Source organism: Paenibacillus oleatilyticus (assembly GCF_018998565.1).
In the GTDB taxonomy this organism is placed as follows: Bacteria; Bacillota; Bacilli; order Paenibacillales; family NBRC-103111; genus Paenibacillus_G; species Paenibacillus_G oleatilyticus.
The window spans coordinates 1-359 of sequence record NZ_JAHNZO010000159.1; the positions used below are offsets into that span (position 1 = coordinate 1).

At 51.5% G+C, this 359-nt stretch carries 1 protein-coding gene; it reads right to left on the bottom strand.

Features of this window, described 5'->3' with window-relative positions; genetic code table 11:
• Positions 1-11: 11 nt before the first annotated feature.
• Entirely contained in the window at positions 12-221 is a 210-nt protein-coding gene (locus KQX66_RS36755; RefSeq protein WP_216798437.1) for a hypothetical protein, read from the bottom strand.
• Between the last annotated feature and the right edge of the window lie 138 nt (positions 222-359).

Consider the following 359-nt stretch of genomic DNA (forward strand, 5'->3'; position numbering starts at 1 on the left):
CTCCTCACCCATTACACTTTACTTTCTTCCCTTCTCCATCTCAAGGATAACCGAATTGTACCCCTCTTCCTCTCCTTCCTCCCCTTCTCCTTTTCCCCTTTTCCTTCCCTCCTTTCCCCTCTTCCTTCTCTCTTCTTCTCTCCCCCTCTTCCTTCCTCCCCCCTCATTCTCCCTCCTTTTCCCCCCCTTCTTTCCTTTCCTCTTCTCTTCTTTCCGATCATTTCGAAGTCTTCTTCAGGTAATTCTTCCGGGCGTCTTCTCCCATTTGTTCCTCCTCACTGCGTCCTCTCCCGTTCACTTTTCCTCCATCGTGCGTGCCGCCTGGAGCGATCACTTCTCCGTCTTTTGTGTTCCTCCCT